The following is a 24436-nucleotide window of genomic DNA, read 5'->3' on the forward strand; positions in this document are numbered from 1 at the left end:
GGCACCAGCCGCAGCCCGGACGTACGCGAGGGTGTTTCGCATTCATCGTCGGACAGTTAGCGTGCACACGTGGCCATCGAAAGCGACAAACTTCGCGAGCGTCTGGATCGGGCGACCGCCCACCTCGACCCGCCGTACGCGGTGATCGACCTCACCGCCTTCGACGCCAACTCGGCCGCTCTGGCCGACCGCGCCGCCAGCAAGCCGGTCCGACTGGCGAGCAAGTCGGTCCGCAGCCGAGAGCTGATCAGCCGCGCGCTCGCCCGACCCGGCTGGCGGGGCGTGATGGCGTTCACCCTGCCCGAGGCCATCTGGCTGGTCCGCGCCGGAGTGAGCGACGACGTGCTGGTCGCCTACCCGAGCGCCGACCGGGCGGCGGTCGCCGAGCTGGCCGCCGACCCCACGCTGGCCACCGCGATCACCCTGATGATCGACGGCACCGGGCAACTCGACCTCCTCGACGCCGTACGACCCCCCGGGCAGCGCCCCGAGCTGCGGGTCTGCCTGGATCTGGACGCCTCCTGGCGACCGCTGCGCGGACGGGTGCACGTCGGCGTCCGCCGCTCACCGGTGCACAGCGCGCGGGCGGCCGGCGCGCTCGCCGCCACCGTCGCCGGTCGGGCCGGCTTCCGGCTGGTCGGGCTCATGTCGTACGAGGCGCAGATCGCCGGCCTGGGCGACGCGCCGCCGGGGCAGACGCTGCTGGCCGGCGCGATCCGGCTGGCCCAGCGCGGGTCGTACCGTGAACTGCTGGCCCGCCGGGGCGCGGCGGTCGCCGCGGTCCGCGAGCACGCCGACCTGGAGTTCGTCAACGGCGGCGGGACCGGCAGCGTGGCCGCGACCAGCGCCGATCCCGCGGTCACCGAGGTCACCGCGGGATCGGGCCTGTACGGGCCGACGCTGTTCGACGCCTACCGGGCCTGGCGCCCCACCCCGGCGGCGTTCTTCGCCTGCGCGGTGGTCCGCCGGCCGACGCCGGAGCTGGCGACCGTGCTCGGCGGCGGGTGGATCGCCTCCGGCCCGGCCGCCGACAGCAGGTTGCCCCGGCCGTGGCTGCCGCCCGGCCTGAAGCTCGTCGGCACCGAGGGCGCCGGCGAGGTGCAGACCCCGCTCTCCGGCGCGGCGGCGGCCACCCTGCGCATCGGCGACCGGGTGTGGTTCCGGCACGCCAAGGCCGGTGAGCTGTGCGAGCGGGTCAACGAACTGCACCTTGTCGAGGGCGACGCGGTGGTGGCGACCGTGCCCACCTATCGGGGCGAGGGTCAGGCGTTCCTCTGAACTGACCCGCTGCACCGCGCCGGCCCGCCGGGGCGGGCGCGGGGCGGGGTCAGGCCGGCTGGGTCGCCGGCTGCTCGGCGGTGTACCGATCGCTCTCCGGGCCGTCGACCTGGCGGTGCAGGTACTCCCGGATCAGCGCCTTCGCCTCGAGCAGCACCCGCTCGTCGCCATCGGACCGTCGGCGGAACGCGAGCTTGATGAGCGCGTCGGCCGCCTCCACGGCGATCTCCAGCACGAATCGCAGCTTCGGTACGTCGGTCAGCCCGAAACGCTCGGTGAGCACCCGGGCCAACTGGTCGGCGATGACGCCGTTGTTGTCCCGCTGCTCGTCGAGCAGGTGCAGGTCGACCACGTCGCCGAAGTGAAGGGTACGGAAACCTGGAACGGTGCGGTGCATCGTGATGTATTCATCGATCCCCGCGTCGACGCCGTCCCACCAGTGTGTCATCTCGTCAGAGGCGAACCGCTCGTCGAGCCGCTGGAGGTAGGACTCCATTGTGCGCAGAGTCAACGCCTGCACGATCGCCCGCTTGTCCGGGAAGAACTGGTAGACCGACCCGATCGCCACCTCGGCACGCTCGGCGAGCAGGGTCGTGGTCAAACCCTCGTACCCCACCTCGTCGACGAGTTCGGCGCAGGCATCCAACATGCGCTGTACCCGCGCGACACTTCGACCCTGCACCGGTACGCGGCGCAGCGGCCCGGTCGTGGCGGCTGGTGTGGACACTCGGCGCCACCCCCCTTCGACGGATGAACATATCTCCACGTCACGAAACCGTGACTACCGGTACAACGAGCGGACCTCGATTGCGGTATTTACCAGGTACAACGTTCCTGATATGAAGTCAGTTCATATTCATCTCCGGGAGTGCGCATGGTCGGTACCGCACCACTCACCACCGCCTGGTCCAACTGGGCCGGCAACCAGCGGGGCAGCGCCACCGCCATCCTGCGCCCCGGCTCACCGGCCGACGTCGCCGAGGCCGTACGCGCCGCCGCCAACGACGGCGGCCGGATCCGGGTGACCGGCAGCGGCCACTCCTTCACCGCCATCGCGCTCGCCGACGACCGGCGGATGGAACTGTCCGAGCTGAACACCGAGGTACGGGTGGACACCGAGCGCCGGCTGGTCACCGTACCGGCGGGGATGACCCTGCGGGCGCTCAACGCCCTTCTCGCCCGGCACCGCCTCGCCCTGCCCAACCTCGGTGACATCGACGCGCAGACGGTGGCCGGCGCGATCTCCACGGGCACCCACGGCACCGGCGCCGGCTACGGCTGTCTGTCCACCTTCGTCGAGGCGATCACACTGGTCACCGGCACCGGCGAGGTGCTGCGCTGCTCCGCCGGCGAGCACCCCGACGTCCTCGCCGCCGCCCGGGTGTCGCTCGGCGCGCTCGGCGTGCTGGTCGAGGTGACCCTGCGCTGCGTGGACGCCTTCGTGCTGCACGCCCACGAACGCCCCGCCGCGCTGGCCGACGTGCTCGGCGACCTTCCCACGCTGATCGGCGCCCACGACCACGTCGAGTTCTACTGGTTCCCCTACACCCCGCGCGTCCAGGTCAAGACCAACAACCGGGTACCCGTCGACGACCGGCCGCTGCCCCGCTGGCGCGGCTGGCTCGACGACGACTTCCTGGCCAACACCGTCTTCGCCGGCGCCTGCCGGGTCGGCCGCGCCGTACCGGCGCTGGCCCCGGGAATCAGCGCGGTGTCCGCCCGCGCGCTCACCGAACGCCGCTACACCGGCCGCTCCGACCGGGTGTTCTGCACCCCGCGCCGGGTCCGCTTCGTGGAGATGGAGTACGGCCTGCCCCGCGAGGCACTACCCGAGGCGCTGGCCGCGCTCCAACGGATCGTCGACGGGCTGCCGTTCAAGGTGCTCTTCCCGGTCGAGGTGCGGTTCACCGCTGCCGACGACATCTGGCTGTCGCACGGCTACGGCCGGGACAACGCCTACATCGCCGTGCACCAGTACGTCGGCATGCCGTACGAGCCGTACTTCCGCGCCTTCGAGGAGGTGGCCGCCGGGCTGGGCGGTCGCCCGCACTGGGGCAAGCTGCACTACCGCGACGCCGCCTCGCTGGCCACCGCCTACCCCCGCTTCGCCAACTTCCAGACGCTCCGAGACCGCCTGGACCCCGACCGAGTCTTCACCAACCCCCACCTGAACCGAATCCTCGGCGCCTGACGCCTGTCCTCGCCGACCAGACCAGCCCGACGCGGGTCGCCAGGTGACACAGACGCACCCCGGCCGCGGCAAGTCGTAGATCTTGGACAGTTACCGTTCCGCCTTCACGGGAACTGTCCAAGATCTAGGGGCCGGTTACGTCTGGCGCATTGGAGAGCGCGTCCTTGACGGATCTCGTAGCGCAGGGTCACTCCGTGCTGGTGGGGGCCTTGCGAGGGGTGGCTTTCTTGGCCGGGGTCTTCTTGGCGGTGGTGGTCGCCTTGGCGGTGGTGGTCTTCTTCGCGGCGGTGGACTTCGCCGCGGCGGCCGTCTTCTTGGTTGCGGTGGCCTTCTTCGCCGGAGCCTTCTTCGCCGCTGCCTTCTTCTTCGGCGCCGGTCCCTTGGCCCGCTTGTCGGCCAGCATCTCCGAGGCTTCCTCGATGGTCAGCGCCTCCGGGGTCTGTCCGCGCCGCAACGACGCGTTGAACTCCCCGTCGGTGACGTACGGGCCGAACCGACCGTCCTTGATCACCAGCGGCTTCTCGGTCGACGGGTCGACGCCCATCTCGCGCAGCGGCGGCGCGGCTGCCCGCCGGCCCCGTGTCTTCGGGGCGGCCAGCAGTGCCAGCGCCTCGTCCAGGGTCACCGTGAACATCGTGTCCTCGGAGTCCAGCGATCGGAACTCCTCGCCCTGCTTGACGTACGGACCGTAGCGGCCGTTGTTGGCGAACACCTCCACGCCGTCCGGTGCGACGCCGACAAGCCGGGGCAGGCTGAGCAGCTTCAGCGCCTCCTCCAGCGTCAGCGAGTCCGGCGTCTGCGAGCGCAGCAGCGAGGACTTCCGCTCGCCACTGGACACGTACGGGCCGAACCGGCCGGACTTGAGCACGATCGGCTCGCCGGTGCCCGGGTCGTCGCCGAGCTTGCGCTCCCCGCTGCCGCCGAGGAACAGCTCGTGCACCTTCTCCGGGGTCAACTCGTCCGGAGCCAGGCCCTCGGGAATCGGCGCCCGGTCACCCTGAGCACCGCCCTCCTCGCCCTCACCCGAGCCCGCTGACGCCGAGCCCGCTGACGCCGAATCCGCTGACGCCGAGCCCGCTGACGCCGAGCCCGCTGGGGTCTGAGCCACGCCGCCAGGCAACTCACGCTGGAGGTACGGCCCGTACCGGCCGACCCGCACGACGACCTCGCGGCCGTCGTCGTCGGTGAAGAGCGGGATGGAGTTGACGCTGCGCGCGTCGATGTCGCTGAGGTTCTCGGTGACCAGCTTCTTCAGACCGCCGGAGCGGGCGATGTCCTGGTCGCCGGCACCGTTGGCGCTGCCGAAGTAGAACGCGGTGAGGAAGTCGACCGCGGCGTGGTCACCGCCGGCGATCTCGTCCAGCTCGTTCTCCATGCTGGCCGTGAAGTCGTAGTCGATCAGGCGGGGGTAGTGCCGCTCCATCAGCCCGATCACCGCGAAGGCCAGGAAGGTGGGGATCATCGCCTGGCCGCGCTTGGTGACGTACCCCCGGTCCTGGATTGTCTGCATGATCGACGCGTAGGTGGACGGGCGGCCGATGCCCAGCTCTTCCAGGGCCTTGACCAGCGACGCCTCGGTGTAGCGCGACGGCGGCTGGGTGTGGTGGCCCTGCGCGGCCAGTTCGTCGGCAGTGAGGGCCTGATCGCGGACCAGGTTCGGCAGCCGGCGCTCGGCGTCCTCGGCCTCGGCGTTCTCGTCGTCGCTGGACTCGACGTACGCCCGCAGGAAGCCCGGGTCGGTGATGGTCTTGCCGGTGGCGCCGAAGTCGGCTTCCTCCTGGGAGGTGGAGACCGCGCGGATGCGCACCGAGACGCTGGAGCCCACCGCATCGGTCATCTGCGAGGCGATCGTCCGGCGCCAGATCAGCTCGTAGAGCTTGAACTCCTCGGCGGACAGCTCCTTGGCGACCTCGCCCGGGGTGCGGAAGTTGTCTCCCGCCGGGCGGATGGCCTCGTGCGCCTCCTGCGCGTTCTTCACCTTGCCGGTGTAGCGACGCGGCTCCGGTGGGACGCTGCGCTCGCCGTACAGCTCGACGATCTGACGGCGGGCCGCCGAGATGGCGGTCTCCGACAGGTTGACCGAGTCGGTACGCATATAGGTGATGTAGCCGTTCTCGTACAGCCGCTGGGCGGTGCGCATCGTCTGCTGCGACGACAGGCGCAGCTTGCGGGCCGCCTCCTGCTGGAGCGTGGAGGTGATGAACGGCGCGTACGGGCGGCGACGGTAGGGCTTCTCCTCGACCCGGGTGACGGTGAACGGCCGCCCGTCGAGCCGGGCCGCGAGGCCCCTTGCCCCGCCCTCGTCGAGGTGGACGACGCCGGCGCCGGCCCGGACGCGACCCGTGGTCGGCTCGAAGTCCTTGCCGGTGGCGATCCGGTCGCCGTTCAGCGCGATCAGGGTGGCGTTGAAGGTGCGCGGCCCCTCGCCGGGGTTCTGCACGGCGAGGGTGGCCAGGATGTCCCAGTATTCGGCGGTGCGGAAGGCCATCCGCTGGCGCTCCCGCTCGACCACGATCCTGGTCGCCACGGACTGCACCCGGCCCGCCGAGAGCCTCGGCATGACCTTCTTCCACAGCACCGGGGAGACCTCGTAGCCGTAGAGCCGGTCGAGGATCCGCCGGGCCTCCTGGGCGTCGACCAGGTCGCGGTCGATCTCCCGCGGGTTGGCCACCGCCGCCTGGATCGCCGGCTTGGTGATCTCGTGGAACACCATCCGCTTGACCGGCACCTTGGGCTTGAGCGTCTCCACCAGGTGCCAGGCGATCGCCTCGCCCTCGCGGTCCTCATCCGTGGCAAGGAAGATCTCATCGACCTCCTTGGCCAGCTTTATCAGCTTGCTGATCTGCTGCTTACGGTCGGCGGAGACGACGTAGAGCGCGTGGAAGCCGTTGTCCACGTCCACCCCGAGCCGGGCCCAGGGTTCCTTCTTGTACTTGGCCGGCACGTCGGCGGCGTTACGCGGCAGGTCGCGGACGTGACCGAAGCTGGCCTCCACGACGTACCCCGGGCCGAGGTAGCCCGAGATCGTCTTGGCCTTCGCCGGTGACTCGACGATGACCAGACGGGTGGTTCCAGCGTTGCTCGGCACGTCTCTCCCCGACCTCACTCCTGCTCGTGGTCTGCCGGCGCCCGGACAGCGACCGCTCTCGACCCCGCCGTCGCACCGGCGGTCCGGATGTCCAACGTAACGCGCCGCCCGCGTTTCGGGTTTCGCGGGCCGCAAACCGCTCCGGCGCGGCGGTCAACTCCCGCCCCGCCGTGCTCGGCACTGCCGGACGGCGCCACCGTACACCGTGGGTAGGGCTCGAAGCGGGTCACTGTGATGATGGCGGACTCTCGGTCGAGGTCCGACCGGCCCGTTTTCCGCCTGTATCGACCCGCCGGCTGTCCGGCACCGGACACGCGGCCGCCATGCCGGCCACCTGCTCCTCTGGGCGCAGTGACCGGTCTCGTCGCCTGATCAGGGTCGAGTCGGCCAGGCGTCTGCCGGCGCCGCGCGCGGCGGCCCCCCGACCAGCTCGGCGAGCCGACCCAACCGGCGCCGGCCGCTGATCCGGTACCCCGGGCCGCCCTCGCCCGGGCCGATGAGGGCGCCGTCCAGGCCGGCGGCGGCGAGTGCCGTGCCGATCGGCTCCCAGCACTCCTGGTCACCCTCGCCGAGCCCCAGCAGGAAGCCGCCGGAGGGCTCCGGCGTCCCGGCGGCGGCGAGCCAGAGCCGCAGCCGCCGACCGGTGAGGTGGAAGGTGGCCGGCGGGCGTTTCACCGGGCCGTGCAGCCAGGCGACCGCGAGCGGTTGCACAACCCGGGTGTACGAGGTGCGGACGGCGTGTCGCTCGTCCCCGATCGGCTCCCAGCTCGCCGCCAGCCCGCGCAGGGCCAACTCGGCGACGAGCACGTGCACCCGCCAGGCGGCGTCCACCCGCACCGAGAGGCGGGCGGTGCCGCCCATCCGCACCACCTCGCCCGGGCCGGCGAGCAGTCCGGCCAGATCGGCGACCGTTGGTTCGGCCGCCTCCGCACCGAAGAAGACCAGTTGCCGCATCGCGTCCTCGGCCTGCTGTGCCGCGGGAGACGGCGGGCTCGCCCCGGACGTGACCGGGCCGCTGCGCCGTCGTGGCGACGACGTGGCCGGGCCGCTGCGTGGTCGTGCCGACCCGTCAGGCTCGGGCGCTGGGAACAGCGCCGGCAGCGGCTGAGCCGCACCGGTGTCGCCGGACCCGCTCAGCGACACTCCGGCACCTCGTCGAAGGCTTTCTTCAGCTCTTCGGAGTTGAGCCGGCTGGTGTCCAGCGCACTGGCGTCGTACTCCTTGTTGAGGGTCTCCACCGCGGCGCGCACGCCGTCGTAGAAGACGGTCGGCTCGCCGGTGCCCAGCCCGTCGATGCTGTCCCGGGCCCGACCGTACGCGTCCCGCATCTTCTCCAGTGAGCTGCGGAAGCCGACGGAGACGGCCTCGCCGTTGGCCGTCTCCGGGATGCCGGCCTGCTCCACCTTGCGGCGCGCGGTCTCGCTGGCCTGCTCCGCCCCACCGAAGAGCCGCACCAGGTTCTCCTTGGCCTGCGCCGGCGTGGTCTGCGCACTCATCTGCTCGTCGGTGCTGCTGGTCAACTTGCTGATCTCCGAGCGCCACGGGGTGAGCGCACCGCAGACCGAGGCCGCCCAGGCCCGTGGGCTGGGGCCGCCACCGCAGCCGGAGAGCACGACGACGAACGTGGCCAGGACCACCGTGAACCTTCCGGCGGCTGACGCCCGGCACGTACGCATGCGTTGCAGCGTACGACCTTCGGGCGGGTGTGGCACCGGTCAGGACGGCCCGGAACCGGCGGTCCCCGGTCGGCGTGACTTCACCGACCGGGGACCCGGTGCCGAGGGCCGTCAGGCGTTGACCGCCTCCGGCCGCTGGTCCGTGCTGCCCGCACCGGTGTCGGAGTCGTCCATCGCGATGCCGTTGCGCTTGCTGAACACCACCGACGCCACGATGATCAGCGTGGCGACCACCGCGATGCCCACCCGCAGGGCGGTGTTCCGGTCGTCGCCGACACTGAACGCCACCACGGCCGGCGCGATCAGCAACGACACCAGGTTCATCACCTTGAGCAGCGGGTTGATGGCCGGGCCGGCGGTGTCCTTGAACGGGTCGCCGACCGTGTCGCCGATGACCGTCGCGGCGTGCGCCTCGGAGCCCTTGCCCCCGTACGCGCCGTCCTCCACCAGCTTCTTGGCGTTGTCCCAGGCACCACCGGAGTTGGCCAGGAAGACCGCCATCAGCGTGCCGGCCCCGATCGCCCCGGCCAGGTACGACGCGAGCGCGCCGGGCCCGAGACCGAAGCCGACCGCGATCGGCGCCAGGATGGCGAGCAGACCGGGGGTCAGCAGCTCACGCTGCGCGTCCCGGGTGCAGATGTCCACGACCTTGCCGTACTCCGGGCGCTGGGTGCGGTCCATGATGCCGGGCAGTTCACGGAACTGCCGGCGGACCTCCATGACCACGGCGCCGGCCGAGCGGGACACCGCGTTGATGGCCAGCCCGGAGAAGAGGAAGACCACCGCCGCGCCGATGATCAGGCCGACCAGGTTGCGCGGGTTCGCCACGTTCAGCGAGTTGAGGATCTCCGTACCGACGTCACCCACGCCGGCGTCCGCGTACGCGGTGCGCAGCGAGTCGGTGTACGACCCGAACAGCGCGGTCGCCGCGAGCACCGCCGTGGCGATCGCGATGCCCTTGGTGATCGCCTTGGTGGTGTTGCCGACCGCGTCCAGCTCGGTGAGCGTCCGGGCGCCGTGCTCGTCGATGTCACCGGACATCTCGGCGATGCCCTGGGCGTTGTCGGAGATCGGCCCGAAGGTGTCCATCGCGACGATCACACCGACCGTGGTGAGCAGGCCGGTGCCGGCCAGCGCCACCGCGAACAGTGACAGCGTGATGGAGGTGCCACCGAGCAGGAACGCGCCGAAGACACCGGCGCCGATCAGCAGCGCCGAGTAGACGGCCGACTCCAGACCGATGCTGATGCCGGCGAGGATGACGGTGGCCGCACCGGTCTGCGAACTCTTGCCGATGTCCTGCACCGGACGCCGGTTGGTCTCGGTGAAGTAGCCGGTCAGTGCCTGGATCGCGGCGGCCAGCACGATACCGATGATCACCGCGCCGATGGCCACGAGCCTCGGGTTGCGGTCGACGTCGGTGAGCCCGCCCTCCAACTCGGCGAAGGTCGCCGGCAGATAGACGTAGGCAGCGATCGCCACCAGCACCGCGGAGAGCACCGCCGAGATGTAGAAGGCCCGGTTGATCGCGGTCAGGGCGTTGCGGTCGGACGCGCGCAGCCGCGTGACGAAGACACCGAAGATCGCGACCAGCACGCCGATGGTGGAGATGATCAGCGGGAAGACCAGGCCGTCCTCGCCGAACGCGGCGCGTCCGAGGATCAGTGCGGCGACCAGGGTGACCGCGTACGACTCGAACAGGTCGGCGGCCATGCCGGCGCAGTCACCGACGTTGTCGCCCACGTTGTCGGCGATGGTGGCGGCGTTGCGCGGGTCGTCCTCGGGGATGCCCTGCTCGACCTTGCCGACCAGGTCGGCGCCCACGTCGGCGGCCTTGGTGAAGATACCGCCGCCGACCCGCATGAACATCGCGAGCAGGGCGGCGCCGAAGCCGAAGCCCTCCAGCACCGTCGGGGCGTCACCTTCGAAGAGGATGACGACCAGCGCGGCGCCGAAGAGGCCGAGGCCCACGGTGAGGAACCCGACCACGCCGCCGGTCCGGAAGGCGATCTTCATGGCCGCCTCGCGGCCGCCTGCCCGCTCCCGGGCGGCGGCGGCAACCCGCAGGTTGGCCCGGGTGGCCAGCCACATACCGGCGCCACCGATGAACGCGCTGAACACCGCGCCCACCACGAAGAACGCCGACCGGCCGAGCTTCACGGCCATCTCGCTGCCGTCGGTGTCGTGCACCGGCAGCAGGAAGAGCAGGATCACCGCGATCACCACGAAGATCGCCAGGGTGCGGAACTGCCGGAGCAGGTACGCCGAGGCGCCCTCCTGGACCGCGCCGGAGATCTCCTGCATGTTGGTGGTGCCCTTGCCGGCCGCCAGCACCGCCTTGGTCAGGGCGGCGGCGAAGGCGAGCGCCACCAACGCGATGACCGCCGCGATGATGACGTACCTGGCATTGGCCCCGGTTAGGGATAGCGCGCCGCTGTCGGCGGCCAAGGTCTCGGACATCTGTGTCCTCCTGATACCGAACACGCGCGCCGGTCAGTGGAGACGCACCCACCAGCGCCTGAAATGCGGACTCGCAAGCGCGCGCCAACCCACCCCAGCGGACCAGCGATGACCACCCATACCCGCTGGCTACGAGATGGATCACTTGCTGACAACCCGGGTACTGTAGCCCTCGGCAGTGTCGGAGGTCACACCGAGGTGGCACCGTGTCTCGATGATCTTCGTCGCTGTGTTATGAAACGAAATCTGATATAGGGACCGGTCCATGACGAAAGGCCGCACCCCCTGGGGATGCGGCCTGTGGCACAGCGGGGGTCAGCGGCCGACCGGCCACACCATCCGCACCTCGGTGCCGACGCCCTCGTCGACGGGACGCACCTGAAGGTCCTCGACGAAACCGGCGAGCAACGCGAAGCCGACGCCCGTGGTCAGCGCCTCGTCGGTGAGCGACTCGTTGGCCAGCTCGTCCGGCGGCAACGCGGCCAGCCCGATACCAGCCTCGATCGGGGCGCGGTCCACCACCCGCACCGAGTACGACCCGGCGTCGGACATCTCCACCAGCACCGGGTCGGCCAGACCGTACTGGCGGTGCAGCGCCACCGCCCGGGTGCACGCCTCACCGATGGCCAGGCGAACCTCGTCCAGCAGGTCTTCCCGGACCCCGGCACGCCGGGCGACGGCGACGCCGACCAGCCGTGCGGTGCGCACGTGCACCGGCGCCGGGGAGAAGGAGAGCCGGACCGTCGCCATCACGCGGTGGCGCCGGTCGGCTCCGCGCCGACGGCGGCATCGACCGTGGGGTGCAACGGAAACACCTGGTCCAACGCGGTGATGCGGAAGATCTTGAGCAGGGGCTCCTTGTCGCAGACCAGGGCGAACGAGCCGCCGGCCGTACGGAGCCGCTTGAGCGCGCCGACCAGCACGCCCAACCCGGTTGAGTCGAGGAAGTCCACCCGATAGAGGTCGACCACCACGTGTCGGGCGCCACCGTCGATCAGTTCGAGAAGCCGTTCGCGGAGCCGGGGCGCGGTGTAGACGTCCACCTCACCGCCGACCTCGAGCACCGTGTGCTCGCCCACGGTACGGGTCGCCAGCGACAGCTCCATCGGGTCCTCCTCGCCAGAGCCGTAAACTCTCCTGGGGCATCTAACCACTACCGCCGGAGCACCCTGCGGTCACCGGCGGAGGCTTCCCCTTACCCCCGGGCCAGACTTTTCATCTCCGAACACCAGTGCGAGAGTGCAGGACGTGACTGACGACAGCTTCGGCCCGGCGCGCCTGTCGCCCGGCCACGACCTGGAGCCGTCGTCCGTGACCACCGTATCCGCGAGCCCCGATCCCGGGCCGTCGCCGACCGACCTGCTGGGCCGGCTGCGTGCGCGCGGCGCCGGCGACCCGGTCACCCACGTCGAGCGGGTGCCGGCCCGCGCCGGGATACCCGCGCCGTGGCCGACGTGGGCACCGACGGAGCTGCGCGCCGCGTTCGCCCGCCGCGGCGTGGTCGCGCCCTGGAAGCACCAGGCCGAGGCGGCCAACCTGGCGTACGACGGCGGGCACGTGGTCCTCGCCACCGGCACCGCGTCCGGCAAGTCGCTGGCCTACCAGCTCCCGGCGCTGGCCACCCTGAGCGCCGACCCCCGGGCCACCGTGCTCTACCTGGCCCCGACCAAGGCGCTCGCCGCCGACCAACTGCGGGCCGTCGCCGCACTGGAGCTCGACGGGGTACGCCCCGCCTGCTACGACGGGGACACCCCGCGCGCCGAGCGGGAGTGGATCCGCCGGCACTCCCGCTTCGTGCTGACCAACCCGGACATGCTGCACCACAGCATCCTGCCCGGGCACGCCCAGTGGTCCGGCTTCCTGCGCCGCCTGGCGTACGTGGTCGTCGACGAGTGCCACACCTACCGGGGGGTCTTCGGCTCCCACGTGGCGCACGTGCTGCGTCGGCTTCGCCGGCAGTGCGCCCGGTTCGGGGCCAGCCCGGTGTTCGTCCTCGCCTCGGCGACGTCCGGCGACCCGGCGACCGCGGCCGGGCGACTGACCGGCCTGCCGGTGACCGCGGTCACCGAGGACGCCTCACCGCGCGGCGGGGTGACCTTCGCTCTCTGGGAACCGCCGCTGCTCCCATCCGACTCCTCGGCTGCCGCCTCGGTGCCCGCGCAGGCGACAGGCGGGCACGACGACGCCCCGGACCTCGTCCAGGTCCGCCGGTCGGCGCTGCGGGAGACCGCAGACCTGCTCGCCGACACGGTCGCCGAGGGGGTACGCACGCTCGCGTTCGTCCGCTCCCGCAAGGGCGCCGAGGTGGTGGCCGCCAACGCCCGCCGGGCACTGGACGACGCGGTGCCGGGGCTCGGCGACCGGGTGGCCGCCTACCGGGGCGGTTACCTGCGTGAGGAGCGACGCGAGCTGGAGCGCGCCCTGCTGCACGGTGACCTGCTCGGTCTGGCCTCCACCAACGCGCTGGAACTGGGTGTCGACCTGATCGGGCTGGACGCGGTGCTGATCTGCGGCTATCCGGGCACCCGGGCGTCGCTCTGGCAGCAGGCGGGCCGCGCCGGGCGCTCCGGGCAGGAGGCCCTCGCCGTGCTGGTGGCCCGGGACGACCCGCTGGACACCTATCTGGTGCACCACCCGGAGGCCATCTTCGGAGCACCGGTGGAGGCGACGGTGCTCGACCCGGCCAACCCGTACGTGCTGGCCCCGCAGTTGGCCTGCGCCGCCGTCGAAGCGCCGCTCACCTCGGCCGACCTGGCGCTCTTCGGCGACGGGGCCAAGGAGGCGATCGACGAGCTGGTGGCTGCGGGTGCGCTGCGGCAGCGACCCACCGGTTGGTACTGGCGGCACCGGGAGCGCCCCGAGGTGGACCTGCGAGGTGAGGGCGGCGCTCCGGTCTGCGTGGTGGAGTCGGCCACCGGCCGCCTGCTCGGCACGGTGGACGGCGGCTCCTCCCACTTCCTGCTTCACGCCGGGGCTGTCTATCTGCACCAGGGCGTCTCGTACGTGGTCGACGAGCTCGACCTCGCCGACGGCTGCGCGCTGGTGCACGCCGAGGAGCCGGACTGGTCCACCCACGCCCGGGACGTCACCGACCTGTCCGTGGTGTCCGTACGCTCCTACGTGGACGCCGGCCCCGTGGGCATGTTCCTCGGCGAGGTCGACGTGACCAGTCAGGTCGTGTCGTACCAGCGGCGTCGAATCGCCACCGGCGAGGTGATCGACACCCGGCCGCTCGACCTGCCCACCCGGGAACTGCGCACGGTGGCGGTCTGGTTCACCCTGTCACCGCAGTCCTTGGCTTCCGCCGGTGTCCAGTCGGCCGACGTGCCGGGGGCACTGCACGCCGCCGAACACTCCGCGATCGGCCTGCTGCCGCTGATGGCCACCTGCGACCGGTGGGACATCGGCGGACTATCCACCGCGGTGCATCCGGACACCGAGGCGCCGACCGTCTTCGTCTACGACGGCCACCCGGGGGGCGCCGGCTTCGCCGAGCGGGCGTACGGGACGGCGTCGGCGTGGCTACGGGCCACCCGGGATGCGATCGCGGAGTGCGGCTGCGAGACCGGCTGCCCGTCCTGCGTGCAGTCGCCGAAGTGCGGCAACGGCAACAATCCGCTCTCGAAGCCGGGCGCGATCCGGGTCCTCGACGTGGTGCTGGCGAACCTGCCCGCCTGAAGTCCTGCATGATTCGACGGCGCAGTGGGCACAAAGGGCTTGGGAGCGCTTCCATAGATCTGCATCTTGCCGTTACCCCACCGCCAGAGGAGGAGCCGTGGCCGACACCATCACCGAGACCGTCGACCTGCTCTACAGCATCGACCAGGAGAAACTCACCCCCGACCAGCAGATCGCGCTCGGGTCCGCGCTGGCCACCCTGGCCCAGGCGGAACGGCTTGAGCAGATCAACGAACGGCTGCGCGTTATCCACCAGGTCCTCAACGGCTGGGCGCTGCGCGCCACCGTCGACGGCCGCTGACCCTGACGAATACTGATCGGACGGGGTGAATCTGTCACCGCGGGCGCGCCGGGGGACGCGGGCCTGCCGTACGTGTCGGGCTGTGCGAGACTCCGGCGCACCAAACCCCTGAGGAGACCAGATGCAGCTCGACAACTTGCAGACCCTGCAGCAGTTCCACATCCGCCAGCGACTGCGGATGATGGTCAACCAGTACGAGGTCCGGGCGGTCGCGTCGGACGGCACCGAGGGTGAGCTGCTGGCCTTCGCGCAGCAGAAGCGGCTCGCCTTCAAGGAACAGGTGACGATCTACACCGACGACTCCAAGCAGCAGACCCTGCTCGGCTTCAAGGCCCGCCAGCGCATCGACCTCGGTGCCACGTACGACGTCACCGACGCCGCCAGCAACCCGATCGGCCTGTTCCGCAAGGACTTCGCTCAGTCGCTGCTCCGCTCCACCTGGCACGTCGAGCAGGCCGGCCTGCCGCAGGTGACGGGTCAGGAGCGCAGCCTGCCGGTGGCACTGCTGCGTCGGTTCGTCGACTCGCTGTCCTGGTTGCCATACCACTTCGACTTCGTCGCCGGCGGCCAGACGGTCTTCTCCGTGGTGAAGAAGTGGGGCCTGCGTGACAAGTACATCGTCGAGGTGCACAACCCGCAGATCGACCGGCGTCTTGTCATCGCGATGGCCATTGCTCTGGACGCGCTCCAGGCCCGCTGACGCACCCGGCCCGATCGGCACTTGCCGCTCAGCCGCCGGCCTGGTCAGCCGTGGCCGGGACGTGGGTTGCGAGCCCACGTCCCGGCCAGCATGCTGCGGCCGCATGATCGGCGGCGGACTGGCCGCGCCACGGGCTGTCCGCGCCGGGCTGCCCGCGGCGGGGCTGCCCGCGGCGGGGCTGCCCGCGGCGGGGCTGCCCGCGGCGGACTGGCCGCGCGGCGAGGTCGGTTCGCTACGGGCTCGTTTCGCGGCCCTGTGGTGGATCGCGACCCCTATGGAGCTGATGCCGCAAACGAATCGGAACTGATGTCGTCAACGATTCAGCTCCACAGGCCCGTCGCACCGCACCGCACCGCACCGCACCGCACCCACAGCGCACCCGCACCGCACCGCACCGCACCCGCACCCGCACCCGCTTCATGGACATCGCGCCGGGCGCGCGACCCAGCACCCCATGTGCCGGACAATGCCCCGGGCATCGCGGTGACCGTTCGAGGTGGAGCCGTTCAGCCGCGCACGGGGCCGGCGCGGGCCGTGGACACCGCTACCCGGGTCAGGCCGGGCAGGGGCGTTACCGCCACCTCGACCGTCACCAACACGTCCAGCCCGTCGAGACGACAGTCGACCATCCGGCTCCCGTTGCGACCAGCGATGTCCGCGCCGGAAGCGCAGGCCGCCGCCTCACCGTCGAACGCCCTGCTGGCCCCCGCCAGCGCGCCCAGGTCGGCTGCCACCGCCGCCCGCTGAGCCGCCATGGCGGTCGCTGCGACGGCGGCACCGAACGTTCCGACCAGCACGAAGACCAGTCCCACCGCCAGCAGGAGCACCGTTGCTCCACCGCGGTCACGATGCAGCCATCCGGCGCCGGGCCGCTTCTGACGCAAAGGTGGTGAACCGGTCCTGACCCGGCAGCCCGGCCTGCCCTGCCGCCGGTTCACCCGCTCCCCTGCGTGGCTCCGGGTTCGACGGCCGCGACGGCGGTGGCCTGGACGGTCATCCGCGGCAGCCGACCGCCCAGTGTGCGCACGGGTGCCCGTACGGTCGCCTGGGCCCTGTCGCCGTCGATCGACACCGACACCACCGCCCCCGGCGGTGCCGCAGCCCCGCCGCCGCCGTCCGCGCCCCGGGCGGCGGCCAACGCCGCCTCCCGGGCCACGTGCAGGCAGCTCGCCCGGGTGCTGACGGCGTTGACCGCGGTCAGGCCGGCGAGCAGGAGCAGGAGCAGCGCCGGCAGGCCGGCCCCCAGTTCGGCCGTGAACGACCCCCGGTCGGCGTCACCGGGCCGGTCGACCATGCCGAACCTCGGACGGCCAGCCGTCGTCCACCTGACGATGCCGCACCTCCGATGACAGCCGGCCTGCCGGCGCCCGATCACTTGAGTGCCCGGTCGATGACGGCAGTCAGCGCCGACTGGACGTTGCCGGAGGTCAACACCTTCAGCAGGATTCCGGCGAAGGCCACGGCGGCGAGAGTGCCCACGGCGTACTCGGCGGTGTTCATCCCGGCGTCGCCGCGCAGGCGGGCGATGAGTTTGCGCATGACTGATGTCCCTTCTCGATGGGTCAGAGCACGTCGCCGAGGACGGCGACGATCACCGGCACCAGGCCGGCGAGAATGAACGCCGGGAGGAAACAGAGCCCCAGCGGCAGGACGATGAGCACGCCCGCTCGCCGCGCGGACGCCTCGGCGGCGGTGGCCCGGTCGGCGCGCAGGTCGTCGGCGAGCCGGGCCAGCGCGCCGGCCAGAGCCGCCCCGCTGGTGGCCGAGCGGAACGCGGCGGCGGCCAGCCGCTCAGCTCCCGGCACCCCGTCCAGCACGGACCACGCCTCCGTCGGGCCGCCGCCGAGCAGCAGGATGCGGCCGACCCGGGCGAGCCGGTCGGCGAGCGGGCCGTCCAAGGCGTCCGCGACGGCCAGCACCGAGCGGTCCACCGGGGCGCCCGCACGCATGGCGGCGGCCAGCAGGTCGGCGGCGAGCGGTAGGTCGCCGGCCTCCCGAAGCCGTCGCCTGCGCGCAGCCGGCGACTCGATCCGCCGCAGCAGCCGGTCCAGGCAAAACGCGGTCGGTACCGCGCCGAGCAGCCCGAACCAGCCTCCGACCACCACGGCGACGGCGAGCCCGCCCAGAGCGGCAGCGAGCCGGATGGTGTCCGGCCGCAGGCGACCGGGTGACGCCTTCGATCCCGCGCTCGGAGCCGTCCGGGGCATCAACCGGGCCGCCCCGGGGTCGCCCCCAGGCGTTCGGCCCAGAGCAGACCGACGATCTGCAGGACGACCGCAAGGACCGCGCAGACCCCGCCGACCCTGCTGTGCAGGAGCACCGCCAACGGATCCACACCGATGCCGTATCCGAGCCCGATCCCGCCGACCGGCAGGGCCGCCAGTAACCAGGCGGTGGCCCGCGCGCCAGCCGCCTGGGCCGCCGCGGCGGCCAGCCCTCGGTCGGTGGCCCGCGCGTCCGCCTCGATGCGCTCGATGAGGTCCGCCAGTGGCGCACCCGTCCGGTCCGCCAGCCGCACCGCGGCCGAGGTCAGTTGGCGAAGTCGGTCCGGCCCACCGGCGGAGGCGATCTCGACGACCGGCGGAACGGGCAGGCCCGCCCGGAGATCCGCCGCGAGACCGCACAGCTGGTCCAACCCGCGCCGACGAATCCGCTCGACGTGTCGGTTCGTCCGCCAGCGCAGCAGCCCCCGCACCGCCAGGGTGCCGTAGCCACCCACCGCGACGGCGGCCACCGGCCCGGCGAGCGCGGCACCGGCACCGGCTCCCGCCAGGCCCACCAGCAGCAGCACGCGCGCCGGGGCAGTCGCCCTCGGCTGCCCGCCGGCCTTGGTGTCCGGATGGCCGACGGGCTCGTACCGACGTCGGTCGACGTCGCCGGGAGCCTCAGCGGTGGCCATGCCGGCCGCGTTCCCCCGACGCGCCACGTCCGGGCCGTCAGCGTCGATGGTCGGCACGGCGACGGCCGTCCCGGGCCGCTGCGCGGACGCCGAGGTGCCGGCAGATGGCCGGTCGGTGCCGGCCGGTCGACGGGAGTCCCGACGGGTCGGCGGGCGTGCCGAACCAGCCGGTCGGGTGGACCCGGCCGGCGCGCTCGTCGCCCACGGCCAGGGTTGGCCGCCGGCGACATCCCGCGTGGGCCAACCAACCGGCGACTGCCTACCGTTGAACCCGTCGACCGGGTCGTCCAGGGGCCGGCTGAGTTCGGTGACCCAGGCCACCAGCGGGTCGTCCGGTTCCGTCCGCGCCGTTGCACGCCCCGCCGCTGGCAGCACCCGACGGCGGCGGCCTCGGATGCTGTGCACGGGCCAGGCCACGAGTGCAGCGGCGGCCAGCAGCAGCGCCACCACCAGCACCGCCCCGCCGTTCATGCCGGACCCGCCGATCCGGGCCACGGCTCGCCGAGGATCGGCGGTACCGCCACGCCACGGTCTCTCAACAGCGCCCCGAACGCGCGAGCGGCCAGCCCGAGCCCGTGACCGCGCACCCAGGCGGGCACCACGGTCACCAACCGGTCGGGCCCTTCCGGAAGGAGCAGGCAGATCGACTCCAGGACTCGCCCTCGGTCGCCTCGGCGCACCTGGAACAGCACCTGCAACGCGGCGATCACCTGGGCGTGCAGCGCGGTGCGGGGCAACCCACCCAGCATGCCGAGCGCCTCCAGCCGGGCCGGCACATCCGACGGATTGTTGGCGTGCAGCGTGCCCGCACCACCGTCGTGACCCGTGTTCAGAGCGGCCAGCAGGTCGACCACCTCGCCGCCCCGGCACTCCCCGACCACCAGGCGGTCCGGGCGCATCCGCAACGCCTGCCGGACCAGGTCGCCGAGGCTCACCACGCCCGATCCCTCCACATTGGCGGTCCGCGCCTGCAGCCCCACCACGTGCGGGTGCGCCGGACGTAGCTCGGCGGCATCCTCGACCAACACGATCCGCTCGGTGGCGGGCACCAGCCCGAGCAACGTGTTGAGCAAAGTCGTCTTGCCCGACCCCGTGCCGCCGGTGACCAGGTACGCCAGCCGGGCCGCGACCACGGCGGCGAGCACTGGTGCCACCGGTCGCGGGACGGTGCCCTGGCGCACCAGCTCGTCGAGCGTGAACGGCCGGTGCCGGAAGGTTCGCAGGGACAGGTACGGACCCTCGGTCGCCACCGGCGGCAGCACGGCGTGCAGTCGGGTGCCGTCGGGAAGCCGGGCGTCGGCGTACGGCGAACCGTCGTCGAGCCGCCGACCAGCGCTGGCGATCAGTCGCTGCGCCAGTCGGCGGACGTCCTCCACCGAGCCCACCGGGACGGCGACCTGGTGCAGGCCCGCCCCCCGGTCGACCCAGACCCGGGTCTCGTTGACCAGTACGTCCGTAACCTCAGGATCGGCCAGCAGCGGGGCCAGCGGCCCGGCGCCGACAAGGTCGTCGTGGACTCGGTCGGCGATCCGCAGCACGGCGTTGTCACCCAGCACCGCGGCGGTGGGCTCGGCCCGCACCGCGGAGACGATCGCCGCTGACGTGACCGGTGTGGTGGCCGCGGCGATGCGCTGCCGTACCCGTGCGGCGAGGGTGGCGTCCTCCGGCCGGCCAGTCATGCCGCACCCGTGGCCGGTACGCCGGTGAGCTCGCTGACGATCCGCTGGCAGAGCGCGGCCAGCGGACCCTTGCCGGCGGCGGCCGGGGCCTCGCCCCGCTCCAACCCCCGGCAGAGCCCCGGCTCGGGGCGCAGCGTGCCGGCGAGGGGAAGCCCGAGGGCTCGCGCCACCTCGGCCGCGCCCAGCCGACCCGGAGCGGGACCGCGCACCACCACCGAGAGTGCGCCGCAGTGCGGTACGGCGGCGGCGACCACCCGCGCGGCCGCCGCGGTGGCCCGCAGCTCGGCCGGAACGACGACGAACGCCTGATCGGCCGCCTGCAACGCGATCACGGCAGCGTCGTCCAGCTGCCGAGGCAGGTCGATGACCACGAAGTCGCGGCCGCGCCGGGCCGCGTCCACGGTCGCCGCCATCGCTGCCGCGGGCAGCGCCATCAGGTCGCCGCGGTCCCAGGAGAGCACCACCAGGTCACCGCGGCTGGGCAGCGCCCGGACCAGTGCCGGTGCGTCGACCCTCCCGTCCGCTCCGGTCAACGAGGGCCAGCGCAGCCCTTCCAGCTGCTCCCAGCCGAGCACGAGGTCGAGGCCACCGCCGAGCGGGTCGGCGTCGACGAGCAGGGTGCGGAGTCGGGCCCGGGCAGCGGTCACGGCGAGCCCGCCGGCGAGCACGCTCGCCCCGGCGCCGCCTCGCCCGCCGAGCAGAGCGACGATCCGGGCGCCAGAGCCGTCCGGGCGATCCGTGGTCTGCTCGGCGAACCGATCCACGAGCCACGGCTCGGCGGCGGGAAGCGCGGCGACGTGTTCGGCACCGATCAGCTCGGCGATCTGCCAGCCGGGGTCGATCTGGCCGGCCCGGCCGACCAGCACCAGCCGTGGCCGGTGCGGCAGTCGCGCGCGCAGGCACGGCTGCGCCTGGTCGGCGCCGAGGAGCACCAGAGGCGCGGGAAGCCAGCGGGTGCGCGCGGCCGTAGGGTCGGCGGCGAGTTCCACCTCGGTCCCGCCTGCGGCGGCGAGCCGGAGCAGATCGTCGAGCAGGTCGCCGTCCTCGGTGACGACCAGGGGAAGTCGTCGGATCGTCGGAACGGAGGTACGGGGTGCCATCGCGGCCTCCAGCGGGGTCGGGTGTGCCGCCGACCCTGCTCGGGTTCCGCCCCGCAAACCGTCCCGACCGCGCTGTCTGTGGACAACTCCGCGAGCTGTGGACAACTCCCGGCAAGACAGTTGATCTGCTAAGCGCAGGGCCAGCCCCAGCGCACCTGCAAGCGGGGTGGGATGCTCGGCAGGTGACTGTTCGACATGTTGGCTGGCTCGGGTTGGCAGTCGGACTACTGGTTGGCTGCTCCGAGCCGCCCTACGCGTTGCCTGACCGGAGCACTGCCGCGGTCCAGGCTGAGGAGGAACGTCTGGCCGCACTCCTGCCCGGCGAACTGCTCGACGGACCCGGCACGTGCAAGGTCCGGCTGCTCGGCCGGGAAGGCTCCTCGTCGTACGCCTGGGCGCGCTGCGAAGGCACACCGGAGCCGGGCTTGACCTCCGGTGTGTCCCTGCCGGTACGGGTCGACGGCGACCTGGTGACGCAGCCGCTCGACGGGATCGCCCACGCCGACAGTGTGCGGCGGATGTTCCCGGAGCGGCTGGCGGAAGCCGTTCTCGACGACCCGGACCGGATGCAGCCCTGACGCCCGCGACTGACCGGACCGGCTGACTTCGTCGGTAGCCCTGCCGGCAGGCTGGCGTACCAGCGGTGGCGGGCTGCGCGAGCAGAGGCGGAGGTGGCGACCCAGCAGAGCCGGGCCGCCACCATCATTCGTGCCTGATCACCTGCGGCGCGACGCGGCGTCGCGGCGCGGTGCGTGCCCTGCGGTCAGGCGGCCGGCCCTTGCCGCAGCGCATCCGCGAGAGCCTCGGCGTTCTTCTTGTCCACGCGGGGGAAGGTGAGGGCTACACCGTCGCCCTGCGCGCCGAACGCGACGCGCAGCAGACTCACGACCCCCATCTTGGCCTCGGCCAGCGAAACCTGTTCGCGGGAGACCTCACCGAGAACCTTCTTTCCGGGGCCGCCCAGAAACGTCTGCGTCAGGAAGATCAGTCGACGGTCGGTGAGCACGACGAACTGCTTGCGGGTCGACGCGAGTACCGCACCCAACAACGCTCCGCCGACCTCGAGCCTGATCGCCTGGCTGACGACCGTCCCGACTCGACTGGACGAGAACTTTCCGACCATGGCCCGAGTCGCCGCTACCGGCTCCTCACCGGGCTGCAGGATCGGCGCCACCTGCTCGAACGCACGGGTTTGAAGCTTCTGCTGCACTGCGTCTCCGTTTCCTGGACCGGGAATCGTGCCGATGCTAGTGGTTCCGCATCCGATCAAGATCCGACGTTCGGTCATGCCTGACGAGGAGAGCCAGGATTGCTGTCCTACTGCCAGAGCACGCGGTCCATCACCCTCGTACTGCAGGTTGCGCAAGACGACTGGAGGCTCACCTCGACAGGTTCGCCGGTGACGACTCGGGGCCGTTCACTCCCAGCGCGGTGGCGCGCTCCCACCGGAAAGGGACGACCCCCGTCGGGGGGAGACGGGGGTCGTCGAAGGTTCGGCTCCGGGGGGGTCGAGCCGAACCACTCAGCGGTTACGGGGGGTGCAACCGCCGAGGGTCTGTCTGTTTTCTGGGATATGAAAACTCATCGTGCGGACAAGTCTGCCTGAGCGGGCCCGTCACGTCGAGTGGTGTCGACCCCACTCACTGCGAAAATCTCTTCACGGGTGTGAACGCGGTCACGCCGAGTGGAGGTGGTGGCGCCGGCCCGCAGGTCCGAGGGGTGGCCTGACCCCGGGCACCCGCCGACGATAGACCATCCGGCTAGACTTTCGCGCCGTGGGCCGAAGTGCCGCTTTCTTCGATCTGGACAAGACCGTCATCGCCAAGTCGAGCGCCCTGGCGTTCGGTCGGCCGTTCTACCGGGACGGGCTGATCACCCGGCGTGACGTGGTCAAGTCGGCGTACGCGCAGCTGATGTTCCGGCTGGGCGGCACCGACGAGCAGACCATGGCCAGGACACGGGACTATCTGGCCGCGCTCTGTAAGGGCTGGCAGGTGGAGCAGGTCCGCCAGATCGTCGCGGAGACACTCCACGAGCTGATCAACCCTTATGTGTACGCCGAGGCCGCCGCGCTGATCGAGGAGCACCAGGCGGCCGGTCGGGACGTCGTGCTGGTCTCCGCTTCCGGCGAGGAGATGGTCCGGCCGATCGGCGAGCTGCTCGGGGTGACCGACGTGATCGCCACCCGGATGACGGTGCGGGACGGCCGGTACAGCGGTGAGGTCGAGTTCTACGCTGCCGGCCCGAGCAAGGTCGAGGCCGTCAACGAGTTGGCGGCCGCTCGCGGCTACGACCTGGCTGACTCGTACGCCTACTCCGACTCGTACAGCGACCGCCCCCTCTTGGAGTGCGTCGGGCATCCGAGCGTGGTCAACCCGGACCGGCAGCTGCGCAGGCTGGCGTCGGAGAACGCCTGGCCGGTGCTGGAGTTCCGGCACCCGATCCCGCTGGGCCGTCGACTGCGGGAGCGGCCTGCCGTTCCGGTCGCCGCGGCGGCCCTGGGGGTCGGGGTGGGTGTGGCGATCGGCATCGCCTGGTACGGCCGGCACCGTCGGACCCGCGCCGCCGCCAACGCCTGACCCGGCCAGGGACTGAGCGCGACTCAGGCGGCGGCGAGGATGTCGTCGCCGATGGCGGTGAGCTGGTCGGCGCCCACCTCCACGGCCGACATGTAGTGGCGCAGCCAGGAGCGCAGCCCGTCCGGGGTGCCGGTGGCGAAGGCGCCGGCCGAGCCGACGTACTCGGGCTCCCGCTCGTGGTGGCCGACGTCGACGGCGAGCAGGCCACGCGGGTCGAGGCCACTGGCGAGCAGCACCAGACGCGCGGCGCCCCGGGCCACCACGCCGGACGGGCCGGCGAACGGGCGCAGGTTCAGCAGCTCCCCGTGGACGACGGCGGCGAGCACCAGCGGAGAGGCCTTCGTGCCGCCGGCGACCAGGCCGGCGAGGCCGTCCAGCCGGGCGGCGACCACCGGGTCGGCGACCGGACGGCCCAGTTCGTCCTGCGCCACGATGTCCCGGGCGGCGAGCACGTGCAGCTTCGCGAGGGCCTGCCGGGGGGCCTTCGGCCAGAGCTCGCTCAGCCCGGGCAGTGCCCCGGCGACCCGTAGCGCCCCCTGGAGCACCGGCTCGGTGACCGTGCCGGCGCGGACGGCCTCGCGCTCGTGGGCGTACCCCTCGAGAGCGGCGCTGGCCACCGCGGACCGGAGGCTGACCTCGGCCGCGACCTGGCCGCCGTGCCGGCGCAGCGCGCGGTGCCCGAGCGCCTGGTCGAACCGCTCGCGCGCCCGTTCGACGGCGGCGGGAATGTCGGCGAGCGCGAGCAGCGGGGACAGCGGGTCGGTCGTCACCCCGTCACGCTAGCGACCCGGCTCGGCCGTCCGGGCC

At 72.2% G+C, this 24436-nt stretch carries 23 protein-coding genes; 7 read left to right on the forward strand and 16 right to left on the reverse strand.

Annotated elements, in window-relative coordinates; all coding sequences use genetic code 11:
• Window positions 1–69 precede the first annotated feature (69 nt).
• Window positions 70–1278: an amino acid deaminase/aldolase gene (locus ACLJN9_RS06905; RefSeq protein ID WP_410810260.1), complete on the forward strand. Its 1209-nt coding sequence runs from the start codon at window positions 70–72 to the stop codon at window positions 1276–1278.
• Window positions 1279–1327: 49 nt separating this feature from the next.
• Here the strand turns inward: ACLJN9_RS06905 and ACLJN9_RS06910 are convergent, their stop codons facing one another.
• Entirely contained in the window at window positions 1328–1927 is a 600-nt protein-coding gene (locus ACLJN9_RS06910) for a TetR/AcrR family transcriptional regulator (RefSeq protein WP_252416343.1), read from the reverse strand.
• Between the two features lie 225 nt (window positions 1928–2152).
• Between ACLJN9_RS06910 and ACLJN9_RS06915 the strand changes: the two genes are divergently transcribed.
• Window positions 2153–3469, forward strand: coding sequence for a D-arabinono-1,4-lactone oxidase (locus tag ACLJN9_RS06915; protein ID WP_410810261.1), 1317 nt, complete (start codon window positions 2153–2155; stop codon window positions 3467–3469).
• Window positions 3470–3656: 187 nt separating this feature from the next.
• Here ACLJN9_RS06915 and topA read toward each other — a convergent pair whose 3' ends face one another.
• The 6 genes from topA to ACLJN9_RS06945 all read right to left on the reverse strand — a co-directional run bounded on the left by topA (window position 3657) and on the right by ACLJN9_RS06945 (window position 11799).
• Complete coding sequence (topA, locus tag ACLJN9_RS06920) at window positions 3657–6557, reverse strand: type I DNA topoisomerase (RefSeq protein ID WP_410810262.1); 2901 nt, start codon at window positions 6555–6557, stop codon at window positions 3657–3659.
• 372 nt (window positions 6558–6929) lie between these two features.
• Complete coding sequence (locus tag ACLJN9_RS06925) at window positions 6930–7700, reverse strand: hypothetical protein (protein ID WP_410810263.1); 771 nt, start codon at window positions 7698–7700, stop codon at window positions 6930–6932.
• Window positions 7691–8233, reverse strand: coding sequence for a hypothetical protein (locus tag ACLJN9_RS06930; RefSeq protein WP_410810264.1), 543 nt, complete (start codon window positions 8231–8233; stop codon window positions 7691–7693). Before ACLJN9_RS06930 ends, ACLJN9_RS06925 begins: the two co-directional genes overlap by 10 nt.
• Window positions 8234–8344: 111 nt before the next feature.
• Window positions 8345–10693: a sodium-translocating pyrophosphatase gene (locus ACLJN9_RS06935; RefSeq protein ID WP_410810265.1), complete on the reverse strand. Its 2349-nt coding sequence runs from the start codon at window positions 10691–10693 to the stop codon at window positions 8345–8347.
• 315 nt (window positions 10694–11008) lie between these two features.
• Window positions 11009–11446: an ATP-binding protein gene (locus ACLJN9_RS06940; protein WP_363750521.1), complete on the reverse strand. Its 438-nt coding sequence runs from the start codon at window positions 11444–11446 to the stop codon at window positions 11009–11011.
• On the reverse strand, window positions 11443–11799 hold the full coding sequence (locus ACLJN9_RS06945; protein ID WP_410810266.1) for an STAS domain-containing protein: 357 nt from the start codon (window positions 11797–11799) through the stop codon (window positions 11443–11445). The genes ACLJN9_RS06940 and ACLJN9_RS06945 overlap by 4 nt, the downstream gene beginning before the upstream one ends.
• Window positions 11800–11989: 190 nt before the next feature.
• Here ACLJN9_RS06945 and ACLJN9_RS06950 point away from each other — a divergent pair, with 190 nt between their 5' ends.
• The 3 genes from ACLJN9_RS06950 to ACLJN9_RS06960 all read left to right on the forward strand — a co-directional run bounded on the left by ACLJN9_RS06950 (window position 11990) and on the right by ACLJN9_RS06960 (window position 15372).
• The gene (locus tag ACLJN9_RS06950; RefSeq protein WP_410810788.1) at window positions 11990–14371 is read left to right on the forward strand and encodes a DEAD/DEAH box helicase; all 2382 of its coding nucleotides are present in this window, start codon (window positions 11990–11992) and stop codon (window positions 14369–14371) included.
• Window positions 14372–14468: 97 nt separating this feature from the next.
• Entirely contained in the window at window positions 14469–14672 is a 204-nt protein-coding gene (locus ACLJN9_RS06955; RefSeq protein WP_410810267.1) for a hypothetical protein, read from the forward strand.
• Window positions 14673–14793: 121 nt separating this feature from the next.
• Entirely contained in the window at window positions 14794–15372 is a 579-nt protein-coding gene (locus tag ACLJN9_RS06960) for a hypothetical protein (RefSeq protein ID WP_410810268.1), read from the forward strand.
• A 506-nt stretch (window positions 15373–15878) separates the two neighbouring features.
• Here ACLJN9_RS06960 and ACLJN9_RS06965 read toward each other — a convergent pair.
• The 7 genes from ACLJN9_RS06965 to ssd form a co-directional block, all read right to left on the reverse strand.
• The gene (locus ACLJN9_RS06965; protein ID WP_410810269.1) at window positions 15879–16256 is read right to left on the reverse strand and encodes an Rv3654c family TadE-like protein; all 378 of its coding nucleotides are present in this window, start codon (window positions 16254–16256) and stop codon (window positions 15879–15881) included.
• 50 nt (window positions 16257–16306) lie between these two features.
• Window positions 16307–16666 (reverse strand): TadE family type IV pilus minor pilin, encoded by a 360-nt coding sequence (locus ACLJN9_RS06970; protein WP_410810270.1) that lies wholly within the window; start codon window positions 16664–16666, stop codon window positions 16307–16309.
• A 77-nt stretch (window positions 16667–16743) separates the two neighbouring features.
• Complete coding sequence (locus ACLJN9_RS06975) at window positions 16744–16911, reverse strand: DUF4244 domain-containing protein (protein WP_081883916.1); 168 nt, start codon at window positions 16909–16911, stop codon at window positions 16744–16746.
• A gap of 23 nt (window positions 16912–16934) precedes the next feature.
• Window positions 16935–17579, reverse strand: coding sequence for a type II secretion system F family protein (locus tag ACLJN9_RS06980; protein ID WP_410810271.1), 645 nt, complete (start codon window positions 17577–17579; stop codon window positions 16935–16937).
• Window positions 17579–18766 carry a hypothetical protein gene (locus tag ACLJN9_RS06985; protein WP_410810272.1) on the reverse strand — a complete coding sequence of 396 codons (1188 nt, stop codon included), beginning with the start codon at window positions 18764–18766 and terminating at the stop codon, window positions 17579–17581. Before ACLJN9_RS06985 ends, ACLJN9_RS06980 begins: the two co-directional genes overlap by 1 nt.
• On the reverse strand, window positions 18739–19950 hold the full coding sequence (locus ACLJN9_RS06990; RefSeq protein ID WP_410810273.1) for a TadA family conjugal transfer-associated ATPase: 1212 nt from the start codon (window positions 19948–19950) through the stop codon (window positions 18739–18741). Before ACLJN9_RS06990 ends, ACLJN9_RS06985 begins: the two co-directional genes overlap by 28 nt.
• Complete coding sequence (gene ssd / locus ACLJN9_RS06995) at window positions 19947–21050, reverse strand: septum site-determining protein Ssd (protein ID WP_410810274.1); 1104 nt, start codon at window positions 21048–21050, stop codon at window positions 19947–19949. Before ssd ends, ACLJN9_RS06990 begins: the two co-directional genes overlap by 4 nt.
• 182 nt (window positions 21051–21232) lie before the next feature.
• On the opposite strand from ssd, the gene ACLJN9_RS07000 reads away from it, so the two are divergent.
• Window positions 21233–21628 (forward strand): hypothetical protein, encoded by a 396-nt coding sequence (locus ACLJN9_RS07000; protein WP_410810275.1) that lies wholly within the window; start codon window positions 21233–21235, stop codon window positions 21626–21628.
• Between the two features lie 185 nt (window positions 21629–21813).
• Here ACLJN9_RS07000 and ACLJN9_RS07005 read toward each other — a convergent pair whose 3' ends face one another.
• Window positions 21814–22260 (reverse strand): hypothetical protein, encoded by a 447-nt coding sequence (locus tag ACLJN9_RS07005; protein WP_410810276.1) that lies wholly within the window; start codon window positions 22258–22260, stop codon window positions 21814–21816.
• A gap of 565 nt (window positions 22261–22825) precedes the next feature.
• Between ACLJN9_RS07005 and ACLJN9_RS07010 the strand changes: the two genes are divergently transcribed.
• The gene (locus ACLJN9_RS07010) at window positions 22826–23629 is read left to right on the forward strand and encodes an HAD family hydrolase (protein WP_410810277.1); all 804 of its coding nucleotides are present in this window, start codon (window positions 22826–22828) and stop codon (window positions 23627–23629) included.
• Window positions 23630–23652: 23 nt separating this feature from the next.
• Here ACLJN9_RS07010 and ACLJN9_RS07015 read toward each other — a convergent pair whose 3' ends face one another.
• The gene (locus ACLJN9_RS07015; RefSeq protein ID WP_410810278.1) at window positions 23653–24399 is read right to left on the reverse strand and encodes an oxidoreductase; all 747 of its coding nucleotides are present in this window, start codon (window positions 24397–24399) and stop codon (window positions 23653–23655) included.
• Window positions 24400–24436 lie beyond the last annotated feature (37 nt).

It is taken from the genome of Micromonospora sp. 067-2, from assembly GCF_046549295.1.
Taxonomy (GTDB): Bacteria; Actinomycetota; Actinomycetes; order Mycobacteriales; family Micromonosporaceae; genus Micromonospora.

What these genes read in the sequence shown, in the direction of transcription:
- ACLJN9_RS06910 (WP_252416343.1), bottom strand. Translation starts at nt 1,927, where the DNA reads ATGTTGGATGCCTGCGCCGAACTCGTCGACGAGGTGGGGTACGAGGGT.
- ACLJN9_RS06915 (WP_410810261.1), top strand. Translation starts at nt 2,153, where the DNA reads ATGGTCGGTACCGCACCACTCACCACCGCCTGGTCCAACTGGGCCGGC.
- ACLJN9_RS06930 (WP_410810264.1), bottom strand. Translation starts at nt 8,233, where the DNA reads ATGCGTACGTGCCGGGCGTCAGCCGCCGGAAGGTTCACGGTGGTCCTG.
- ACLJN9_RS06935 (WP_410810265.1), bottom strand. Translation starts at nt 10,693, where the DNA reads ATGTCCGAGACCTTGGCCGCCGACAGCGGCGCGCTATCCCTAACCGGG.
- ACLJN9_RS06945 (WP_410810266.1), bottom strand. Translation starts at nt 11,799, where the DNA reads ATGGAGCTGTCGCTGGCGACCCGTACCGTGGGCGAGCACACGGTGCTC.
- ACLJN9_RS06960 (WP_410810268.1), top strand. Translation starts at nt 14,794, where the DNA reads ATGCAGCTCGACAACTTGCAGACCCTGCAGCAGTTCCACATCCGCCAG.
- ACLJN9_RS06970 (WP_410810270.1), bottom strand. Translation starts at nt 16,666, where the DNA reads ATGGTCGACCGGCCCGGTGACGCCGACCGGGGGTCGTTCACGGCCGAA.
- ACLJN9_RS06975 (WP_081883916.1), bottom strand. Translation starts at nt 16,911, where the DNA reads ATGCGCAAACTCATCGCCCGCCTGCGCGGCGACGCCGGGATGAACACC.
- ACLJN9_RS06980 (WP_410810271.1), bottom strand. Translation starts at nt 17,579, where the DNA reads ATGCCCCGGACGGCTCCGAGCGCGGGATCGAAGGCGTCACCCGGTCGC.
- ACLJN9_RS06990 (WP_410810273.1), bottom strand. Translation starts at nt 19,950, where the DNA reads ATGACTGGCCGGCCGGAGGACGCCACCCTCGCCGCACGGGTACGGCAG.
- ssd (WP_410810274.1), bottom strand. Translation starts at nt 21,050, where the DNA reads ATGGCACCCCGTACCTCCGTTCCGACGATCCGACGACTTCCCCTGGTC.